Source organism: Siculibacillus lacustris (assembly GCF_004328075.1).
In the GTDB taxonomy this organism is placed as follows: Bacteria; Pseudomonadota; Alphaproteobacteria; order Rhizobiales; family Ancalomicrobiaceae; genus Siculibacillus; species Siculibacillus lacustris.
This window is the reverse complement of sequence record NZ_SJFN01000029.1, coordinates 51,969-61,107: the sequence shown is the minus strand read 5'-3', so window position 1 is coordinate 61,107 and position 9,139 is coordinate 51,969. Positions and strand designations below refer to the sequence as shown.

Annotated in this window: 9 protein-coding genes; 3 read left to right on the top strand and 6 right to left on the bottom strand. The window is 72.8% G+C overall.

The window, feature by feature from the left end; translation table 11 throughout:
• Positions 1-248 (top strand): transposase (locus EYW49_RS17165; protein ID WP_206365391.1); only part of this gene is annotated, 248 nt, incomplete at its 5' end.
• A 65-nt stretch (positions 249-313) separates the two neighbouring features.
• Here the strand turns inward: EYW49_RS17165 and rsmD are convergent.
• Together rsmD and EYW49_RS17155 are read right to left on the bottom strand one after the other, a co-directional pair.
• Entirely contained in the window at positions 314-871 is a 558-nt protein-coding gene (gene rsmD / locus EYW49_RS17160) for a 16S rRNA (guanine(966)-N(2))-methyltransferase RsmD (protein WP_131310852.1), read from the bottom strand.
• Entirely contained in the window at positions 868-3,402 is a 2,535-nt protein-coding gene (locus EYW49_RS17155) for a pseudouridine synthase (protein ID WP_228259658.1), read from the bottom strand. Before EYW49_RS17155 ends, rsmD begins: the two co-directional genes overlap by 4 nt.
• 144 nt (positions 3,403-3,546) lie before the next feature.
• On the opposite strand from EYW49_RS17155, the gene EYW49_RS17150 reads away from it, so the two are divergent.
• The gene (locus tag EYW49_RS17150; protein ID WP_131310851.1) at positions 3,547-3,993 is read left to right on the top strand and encodes a nucleoside deaminase; all 447 of its coding nucleotides are present in this window, start codon (positions 3,547-3,549) and stop codon (positions 3,991-3,993) included.
• A 7-nt stretch (positions 3,994-4,000) separates the two neighbouring features.
• Here the strand turns inward: EYW49_RS17150 and EYW49_RS17145 are convergent, their stop codons facing one another.
• The 3 genes from EYW49_RS17145 to purD all read right to left on the bottom strand — a co-directional run bounded on the left by EYW49_RS17145 (position 4,001) and on the right by purD (position 7,251).
• Positions 4,001-4,903 (bottom strand): patatin-like phospholipase family protein, encoded by a 903-nt coding sequence (locus EYW49_RS17145; RefSeq protein ID WP_131310850.1) that lies wholly within the window; start codon positions 4,901-4,903, stop codon positions 4,001-4,003.
• 65 nt (positions 4,904-4,968) lie between these two features.
• Positions 4,969-5,892 (bottom strand): alpha/beta fold hydrolase, encoded by a 924-nt coding sequence (locus EYW49_RS17140; RefSeq protein ID WP_131310849.1) that lies wholly within the window; start codon positions 5,890-5,892, stop codon positions 4,969-4,971.
• Positions 5,893-5,943: 51 nt separating this feature from the next.
• Positions 5,944-7,251, bottom strand: coding sequence for a phosphoribosylamine--glycine ligase (gene purD / locus EYW49_RS17135; protein WP_131310848.1), 1,308 nt, complete (start codon positions 7,249-7,251; stop codon positions 5,944-5,946).
• A 164-nt stretch (positions 7,252-7,415) separates the two neighbouring features.
• Here purD and ubiA point away from each other — a divergent pair, with 164 nt between their 5' ends.
• A complete protein-coding gene (ubiA, locus tag EYW49_RS17130; protein ID WP_131310847.1) occupies positions 7,416-8,366 on the top strand; it encodes a 4-hydroxybenzoate octaprenyltransferase in 951 nt (316 codons plus the stop codon).
• An 82-nt stretch (positions 8,367-8,448) separates the two neighbouring features.
• Here the strand turns inward: ubiA and EYW49_RS17125 are convergent, their stop codons facing one another.
• A complete protein-coding gene (locus EYW49_RS17125) occupies positions 8,449-9,063 on the bottom strand; it encodes a DUF6101 family protein (RefSeq protein ID WP_131310846.1) in 615 nt (204 codons plus the stop codon).
• Between the last annotated feature and the right edge of the window lie 76 nt (positions 9,064-9,139).

Below are 9,139 nucleotides of genomic sequence, written 5' to 3'. Positions count from 1 at the left end.
ATATCCGAGAGGAGATGGAGGCTCGTGGCGTCACACCGATGATCCCGATGCGGCGAAGCCGCAAGATCCAGATCCCCGTCGATGACCACGTCTATGCCCTGCGAAACAGGATCGAGCGCTGCTTCAACAAGCTGAAGAACTTCCGCCGCCTCGCCACCCGCTACGACAAGACCGCCGACAGCTACCTCGGCTTCGTCCTCATCGCTGCTGTCCGCCTATGGACGCGCGTATTCGTCAACAGGACCTAACGTTGATGTGACGTGGCGATGAAAGGTTGTTCTCGATTAAAAATACTCGGATCTCGTCACGAATATCATATGACGCAGCGTAAGAACGTCAAACGGCTGTCGCCCTGGGCGCGCGTATCGACGGTCTCCCATCCCGCCCCCGGTTCGAGCTCGGCCGCGGCGCTCTCTTCGACCACCGCCAGCCCGCCGTCGCGCAGCCAGCCGCCGGCGGCCATTGCTCGCAGCGCCGCATCGGCGAGGCCGCGGCCGTAGGGCGGATCGAGGAAGGCGAGGTCGAAGGGCTCGAAGGCGCCGCGCTCGCCGAGTCGCGTGGCGTCGCGGCGCCACAGCTTGGTGGCGCCGGTCTGCTGCAGCGTCTCGACATTGGTGCGGATCAGGCCGCGCGCTTCGGCCGCCTCTTCGACGAACAGGCAGAACCGGGCGCCCCGCGACAGCGCCTCGAGCCCGAGCGCGCCCGTCCCGGAGAACAGGTCGAGCACCCGGGCGCCGTCGATCGGGTCGCCGTGGGCATGCACCAGGATGTTGAACAGGCTCTCGCGCAGCCGGTCGGAGGTCGGCCGGATCGCCTGCGAACGGGGGGCGGCGAGCGTCGCCCCCCGGAACCGCCCGCCGACGATCCTCATTTCGGCGTGCGCGGCGACGGTCCGCGACCGCCCGGTCGCTTGCCGAAGCCGCCGCCCTTGCCACTGCCGCCCGGGCCGCCCTTGCCGCCCCCGGGGCCCTTGGCGCCGGGCGGTCCCTTGGGACCGGTGCGCCCGCCCGGGTTCATGCCGCGGGGACCCTTCGGCCCGAAGCCCTCGACCCGCACCGGCGCGCTCTTGCGCGCCTCGCCCGTACCACCGGCACTCCTGCGCGCCTCACCGGCGCCCTCGCCGTCGCCCGACGGACGCGGCCGGTAGGAGCTCGACTTCGGCGCCCCGCCGTCCGAGCGACCTTGGTAGCCTTCGCGCTTGGGCGGTCCGGCATCCGAACGGCCGCGATAGCCTTCGCTGCGCGGGGCGCCCCCCTCGGGACGGCCGCGATAGCCTTCACTCTTCGGAGCGCCGCCTTCGGGGCGTCCGCGATAGCCTTCGCTCTTCGGGGCTCCCCCCTCCGAACGCCCGCGATAGCCCTCCGAGCGCGGCCGCTCGCCGCCCTCGTCGCGCTGCGCGGACCGTCCGCGGTAACCCTCGCTCTTCGGCGGCCCGGCGTCGGAGCGACCCCGGTAGCCTTCGCTGCGCGGCGCTCCACCCTCGGGACGGCCGCGATAGCCGTCGCTCTTGGGTGCGCCGCCTTCCGACGACCGGCCCCGGTAGCCCTCGCTCTTGGGCGGCCCGGCATCGGAACGACCGCGATAGCCTTCGCTGCGCGGTGCACCGCCGTCGGGACGGCCGCGGTAGCCCTCGCTCTTGGGGGCACCGCCTTCAGAGCGCCCGCGATAACCTTCCGAGCGCGGCCGTTCGCCGCCCTCGTCGCGCTGCGCCGAGCGCCCGCGATAGCCTTCGCTCTTCGGCGGCCCGGCATCGGACCGGCCGCGATAGCCCTCGCTGCGCGGTGCCGCGCCCTCGGGACGCGGGCGGAAGCCCTCGCCCTTCGGCGGCCCGGCGTCGGACCGTCCACGGTAGCCCTCGCTGCGCGGCGCCGCCCCGTCGGGACGGCCGCGATAGCCTTCGCTCTTCGGCGCACCGCCCTCGGAGCGGCCGCGGTAGCCTTCGCTGCGCGGCGCGGCGCCTTCGGGACGACCCCGGTAGCCTTCGCTCTTCGGCGCGGCCCCGTCCGGACGGCCGCGGTAGCCGCCGCTCTTGGGGGCGGCGCCGTCGGGCCGGCTGCGGAAGCCGGACGGCCGCGGCCGCTCGCCGCGGCCTTCGCCGCCGCTGCGGTCGCCGGTGCCGATGAATTCCATCTTGGTGCGCGGCGTGCGCTCGCGCGGGGCGTCGCCGTCGCGACGGCGGCCGTCGTTGCCGTCCTCGCCGCGGGTGAAGGCGCGGATCTTGCGCTTCGGCGCCTCTTCTTCGTCGCTCTCGCCGCCGGGGATGTGGTGGACGATCGGCGCTTCGAAATCGGCGCCGGATTCGGCGACCAGCCGCTTGCCGAGCTGATCACGCAGCACCCGGCCGCGGATCTCGCGGATCTCGCCCTCTTCGAGGTCGGCCAACTGGAACGGCCCGAAGGAGATGCGGATCAGCCGGTTGACGGTCAGGCCGAGATCGCCGAGGACGCGCTTGACCTCGCGGTTCTTGCCTTCGCGCAGGCCCATCACCAGCCAGGTGTTGTGGCCCTGGACGCGGTCGATCTCCGCCTCGATCGAGCCGTAGTCGACGCCGTCGAGCGACACGCCGTGCTTCAGCTCGTCGAGGGCCGCCTGTTCGACCTCGCCATAGGCCCGCACCCGGTAGCGGCGCAGCCAGCCGGTGGCCGGCAGTTCGAGGACGCGGGCGAGGCCGCCGTCGTTGGTCAGCAGCAGCAGGCCTTCGGTGTTGATGTCGAGGCGACCGATGGTCACGACCCGCGGCATGTCGACCGGCAGCACCGAGAACACCGTCGGCCGGCCCTCGGGATCGTGGGTGGTGGTGACCAGACCGCGCGGCTTGTGGAACAGCCACAGCCGGGTGCGTTCCTTGGTCGGCAGCGCCTTGCCGTCGACGGTGACGCGGTCGCGCGGGCCGACGGTCACCGCCGGGGTGGTCAGAGTGCGACCGTTGATGGTCACTCGGCCGGCGGCGACCCAGTCCTCGGCCTCGCGGCGCGAACACAGGCCGGCGCGGGCCAGCACCTTGGCGATGCGCTCGCCCTCCAGCGGCGCCGGCTCGGCGGCGCGCTTGGCCTTGGCCGGACGCGGCGCCGGCGCCGCGGCGACCACGGCGGGCGCCTCGTCATCGCCGTCGTCTTCGTCGAGATCGAGCGCCAGATCGTCGTCGTCCTCGTCGTCGAAGGCGTCGAGGGCTTCGATCACCTCGAGCGTCTCGTCGTCGTCGACCTCGGTCGGTGCGCCGTCGATCGGCTCGGGCGTCGCCGCGGCGACTTCCGCCGGTGCCGGCTCGGTCGCCGGGCTCGCCGGCGCGATGGCCGGGGTCGTGTCGGTCCTCGGCGCCGCCGTCGCGGGGGTGCCGTTGGTGTTGGTGTCGGCGCCGGCCTGCGGCGCTCCGTCGGTGTCGGTCTCGGAAATCATGATCATCCGGCCTTACTAGACGAAGTCGCCGCGAAGTGTAAGCGTTCCGACGCCGCGAGCGGGACTCACACCGCGGTCGCCCTGAAATTCGACCGCGATCGGCCTTCTCCGACCCGGCCCCGCCCTTCACCTCCGTCGTCCGAGGTTCCGATGATCTTCCGCACCTTCATGCCCGAGGCCCTCGCCGAGGCGCGCGCCGCCGCCGCGGAGGGGGAAGTACCGGTCGGCGCGGTGGTGGTGGCCGGCGACGCGGTGATCGCTTCGGGGCGCAACCGCACCCTGACCGACCGCGATCCGACCGCCCATGCCGAGATCGTCGCCCTGCGCGCCGCCGCCCGCCGTTTCGGCACCGAGCGGCTCGGCGGCTGCGACCTGTGGGTGACCCTCGAGCCCTGCCCGATGTGCGCCGGGGCGATCTCGCTCGCCCGCCTGCGCCGGGTCTATTACGGCGCCGCCGATCCCAAGGGCGGGGCGGTGGAGAGCGGCGTCCGCCTGTTCGCCTCGCCGACCTGCCACCACGTCCCCGAGGTCTATTCGGGCATCGCCGCGGGCGAAGCCGGCGATCTGCTCAAGGCCTTCTTCCGCGACCGCCGCTGAAGTCCCGTCAGCCGCGCCGGCGCCGGGCCAGCAAGCCGCGCTTCTTGGGCGGTTCGATCGCCGGCAGCGGTTCGGTGTGGACCGCCTCGAGCAGGCGGCCGAGCCGGCGCTTGGTCTCCTCGCGCAGGCCCTCGCCGGCCGCCAGGATCGCCTTGGCCTCCAGGAAGTCGAGCACCCGGATGTGGCCGACCGCCGGGCGGAGCAGGATGTCGGGCCGGCGCTTGTCGAATTTGGCGGCGGCGATCTGCTGCATCAGCAACTGGCTCGCCCCGAACATCGCCTCGAGCGCGCCGGGCACGGTGTGGCCGTCCTGCAGCTCGGGGAAGGACACCACGTCGACCGCCAGGACCACGTCGACCTCGCGGGTCAGCACGTCGACCGGCACCGGGTTCATGATGCCGCCGTCCATCAGCACCCGTCCGTCGATCACCACCGGCTTGAACAGCGTCGGGATGGCGATCGACGCCGCCACCGCGCGGCGCAATTCGCCGGTGGTCAGCACCACTTCGCAGCCGCCGTAATAATCGGTGGCGACCACCGCCAGCGGGATCGGCAGGTCCTCGAAGGTCGGCCGAAGCGCGTCGCCGACGTAAGCCGTCAGGATCTTCTCCGGCGACAGTTGTCCGAGGCCGATGCCGCCGGTCAGCAGGTCGCCGAGCCTGCGCGGCCGCAGCGTCCACAGCTTGGCCAGCGCCGCCGAGCGATTGCCGAAACTCTCGAGGGTGCGTTCGCGGATCTCCGCCGCCGACAGGCCGCCGGCCCGCGCCGCGCCGATGATCGCGCCGATCGACGTGCCGGCGATCGCCGTCGGCACCAGTCCGAGGTCGTCGAGGGCCTCCAGCACCGGGATATGGGCGATACCGCGGGCGCCGCCGCCGCCCAGCACGACTCCGATCCGAGGTTCCGTCATGTTCCGACTACTCCCCTGCGGGTGGCTCTCCCCGAGATGGGGATCGGCCGGGCGGAAGAGAAGGCTCAGCCGCCGGAAAACAGGAACGGCAGCAAGGCCGCCGCCACCGCCGCGGGCGCCTCCTCGGCGAGGAAGTGGCCGGCGTCGATCGCCTGCCCGTCGAGCGGCGTCCCGGGCGCCAGGAAGTCGCGCCACACGGTGAGCGGATCGGCCGCGGCGTCGGCCGGGAAGCCGGCGGCGCCCCACAGCACCCGCGTCGGCACCGCGACCCGTCGCCCGGCGAGCCGGTCGGCTTCGTCGTCGGCGCGGTCGATGGTCGCGCCGGCGCGATAATCCTCGCAGGTCGCGGCGATCCGCTCCGGCACCGCGAAGAACGCCCGGTAATGGGCGAGCGCCTTGGTGTTGAAGGGCGCGAGGCTCTTGGCCGCGGTCCAGGCGGCGAGCGTATGGTCGATCCAGGCGCGCGACGAAGCGGTGAGCAGCGTCTCCGGCATCGGCGCCGGCTGGGCCAGGAACATCCAGTGATAGACCCGCAGCGCCAGCGCGGCGTCCATCCGCGCCCACATCGTCGCGGTCGGGACGATGTCGAGCAGCGCCAGCCGGGTCGGCCGATCGGGATGGTCGAGAGCGAGGCGATGGGCGACCCGCGCGCCGCGATCGTGGCCGACCACCGCGAAGCGCGTGTGCCCGAGCTCGTCCATCAGCGCCACCACGTCCGCCGCCATCGCCCGCTTCGACATGGCCTTGTGTGCGGCGTCGATTTCGGCGACCCCGGACCAGCCGTAGCCGCGCAGATCCGGCAAGATCACCCGGAAGTGCTCGGCCAGCGCCGGCGCGACGCGGTGCCACATCACGTGGGTCTGGGGAAAGCCGTGCAGGCAGACCAGCGGCGGCGCCTCCGGCCGGCCGCCGATCCGCGCGAAGATCTTGACCGCCCCGACGTCGACGGTGCGGGCCTCCCAGCCGGGATAGAGATCGACGAGATCCATGGTCGCCCCCCTCGCGCCGTCGCCTCGTCCGGGACGGCGTCTGCGGGGAGCTTACGCCGCCGAGCCCGGCCCGGCGAGAGGGGCGGCGGATTCGCGCTCGATCGCCCGCCGGCCGATGTCGCGGCGGCAGAAGCCGTCGGGCCAGTCGATCGCCTCGACCCCGGCATAGGCCCGCGCCGCGGCCTCGCCGACGCTGGCGCCGCGCGCCGTGACGTTGAGCACCCGCCCGCCGGCGGCGACGAGGCGATCGCCGTCGCGCGCCGTGCCGGCGTGATGGACGGTGACCCCCGGCAGGGCCTCGGCCGCGGCGATGCCGCGGATCTCCGAGCCCTTGGCGTAAGTCCCGGGATAGCCGCGGGTCGCCATCACCACGGTCAGCGCCGCGGTGTCGGCGAGGCGCACGGCGCGCGACGCCAGCGTGCCGTCGGCGGTGGCTATCAGCAGATCGAGGAGATCGCCGTCGAGCCGGGCCAGCATCACCTGGGTCTCGGGATCGCCGAAGCGGGTGTTGTATTCGATCAGCTTCGGTCCGTCGGCACCGATCATCAGACCGGCGAACAACACGCCCTTGAACGGGCAACCTTCGGCCTTCATCGCCGCCACGGTCGGGCGGATGATCTCGGCCATCACCCGCTCGCTCATCGCCTCGGTCATCACCGGGGCCGGCGAATAGGCACCCATGCCGCCGGTGTTGGGGCCGCGGTCGCCGTCGAAGGCGCGCTTGTGGTCCTGGGCCGAGGCGAAGGCCAGCGCCGTGTCGCCGTCGCACAGCGCGAAGAAGCTCGCCTCTTCGCCGATCAGCATCTCCTCGATCACCACTTCCGCGCCGGCCGCCCCGAAGGCCCCGGAGAAACAGTCGACGACCGCGGCTCGGGCGTCCGCGAGGGTCTCGGCGACGGTGACGCCCTTGCCGGCGGCGAGCCCGTCGGCCTTGACGACGATCGGCGCGCCGACCCGGTCGAGATGGGCGAGCGCCGCCTCGCGGTCCGAAAACCGGCCGTAGGCGGCGGTCGGGATCGCCCAGCGCGCGCAGATGTCCTTGGTGAAGCCCTTGGAGCCTTCGAGCCGCGCGGCGGCGGCGCTCGGCCCGAAGGCGGCGATGCCGACCGCGGCGAGCGCGTCGACGATGCCGGCGACCAGCGGCCCTTCCGGCCCGACCACCACGAAGTCGATCGCTTCCGCGCGGCAGAAGGCGATCACGCTCCCGTGGTCGGCGACGTCGAGGGCGACGCAGGTCGCGACCCGGGCGATGCCGGGGTTGCCGGGGGCCGCCCACAGCCGGTCGAGGCGGGGCGAGCGGGCGAGCGCCTGGGCGAGCGCATCCTCGCGTCCGCCCGAACCGATCAGCAGCACGTTCATGGGATCTCTCTCCGAAGCCGGTCCGTCGCCGTCGCCCGCGATCTAGCAGCCGCGGCGGGACGCGTCGAGTCCGCGTGGACGCCGGCCGCGAGCGGTGTCGGCGCGGCTTGACGGCGCCGCGGTTTCGGCCCACCTCGGAGACGACGCCGTCTCCGGAGAGCCCCATGATCGCCCGTCCGTCCGAACCGCCGTCCGCCGGCACCGTCGCCGACGCCGAGCGCGGCCATTGGGCCGATACCCTGCTGCCGCGCGCCGTTCGGCCCTATGCCCGGCTGGCCCGCTGGGAACGGCCGATCGGCTGGTGGCTGTTGTTGTGGCCGTGCTGGTGGTCGGCGGCGCTGGCCGCCGATGCCGCCGGCCGCCCCTGGCCGAAACCGCTCCACCTCGCTCTGTTCATGATCGGTGCCATCGCCATGCGCGGCGCCGGCTGCACCTGGAACGACCTCGTCGATCGCGACATCGACGCCGCCGTCGCCCGCACGCGCTCGCGGCCGATCCCCTCGGGTCAGGTGTCGATCCGCGCCGCCTGGGCGTTCCTCGGGCTGCAGGCGCTGGTCGGGCTCGTGGTGCTGGTCCAGTTCGACCGCTTCACCATCGTGTTGTGCCTGTCGTCGCTGGGGATCGTGGCGATCTATCCCTTCATGAAGCGGATCACCGACTGGCCTCAGGCCTTCCTCGGCCTCGCCTTCTCCTGGGGGGCGCTGGTCGGTTGGTCGGCGGCGCTGCAGCGCCTCGACGTCGCGCCGGTGGTGCTCTACCTCGGCTGCATCCTGTGGACCATCGGCTACGACACCATCTACGCCCACCAGGACAAGGAGGACGACGCCATCGTCGGCGTGCGCTCGACCGCCCGCTTCTTCGCCGGCGCCACTCGCCGCTGGCTGGTCGGGCTCTACGGCGCAGCGATCCTCTGCCATGCCGGGGCCTTCGCCCTCGCCGGGGTCGGGCTTCTCGCCTGGATCGGGCTCGCCGGCTTCGCGCTTCACCTCGCCTGGCAGGTGATCCGCCTTGACATCGACGACCCCGACGCCTGCCTCGCGCTGTTCCGCGCCAACCGCTGGGCCGGCTGGATCCTGTTCGCCGGTCTCGTCGCCGACGGCCTGCGCCGGCTGTGACCCGCCAAAAGAAACGACCCCGGAGCGGGGTCGCGCGCCGGGGTCGAGGGACAGGGGGTACGTCGTTGGTTCGACCGTGCGTTCAGTCGCGGCCGAAGATCTCGTAACCGTCGAACACCACCGGTTCGCGCGGCGGCACGCCGACCTTGCGGCGGGTGAGGAAGCGCGGCCGCCTTCCGGCCAGCACCGAGCGCCGACGCCGCGGCCGCGGCGCGCCGACCGTCACCGCGCCGAGCCGGGTCTCGATCGCCCGCCACGAGCCGTCGCTTTCGACCAGCAGCATCGGCAGCGCCAGAGCGCGCGACCACGCCTTCCAGTCGGCGGCGACGTCGTCGAGGTCGTCGGCGACCGACAGCGGCAGCGACAGCTGCGGGTCGCGGTGCAGCAGTTCGATCACCACCCGGCCGTCGGGGATCGTCTCGCCGTGGGCGCCGACCCGATCGGGCAGGATCCGCACCGCCACGCCTTCGAAGGCGGTCATCGGCAGTTGCAGGTCGATCGGCAGGCCGGACGGCAGGTACCGGCAGACATGGGCGACGTGGGCTTCGAGGAAGACCACCGCCGCGCCGAGCGGCCGGCCGTCACGCGGATCGATCCCGGTATCGTAACGAAAGCGTTGCGGCAGGGAGAAAGGGTCGAGCCGCACCGGTGCGAAGGTCTGCGATTCGTCGACCCTCGTCGTCTTGGACTGACGCATCGAAATCGCCTCCTGCGGGGGTGTGTTCGTCTTGCGAAGACATCGCTCTGTGAGGACGATACTGCTCCCGGGGGGC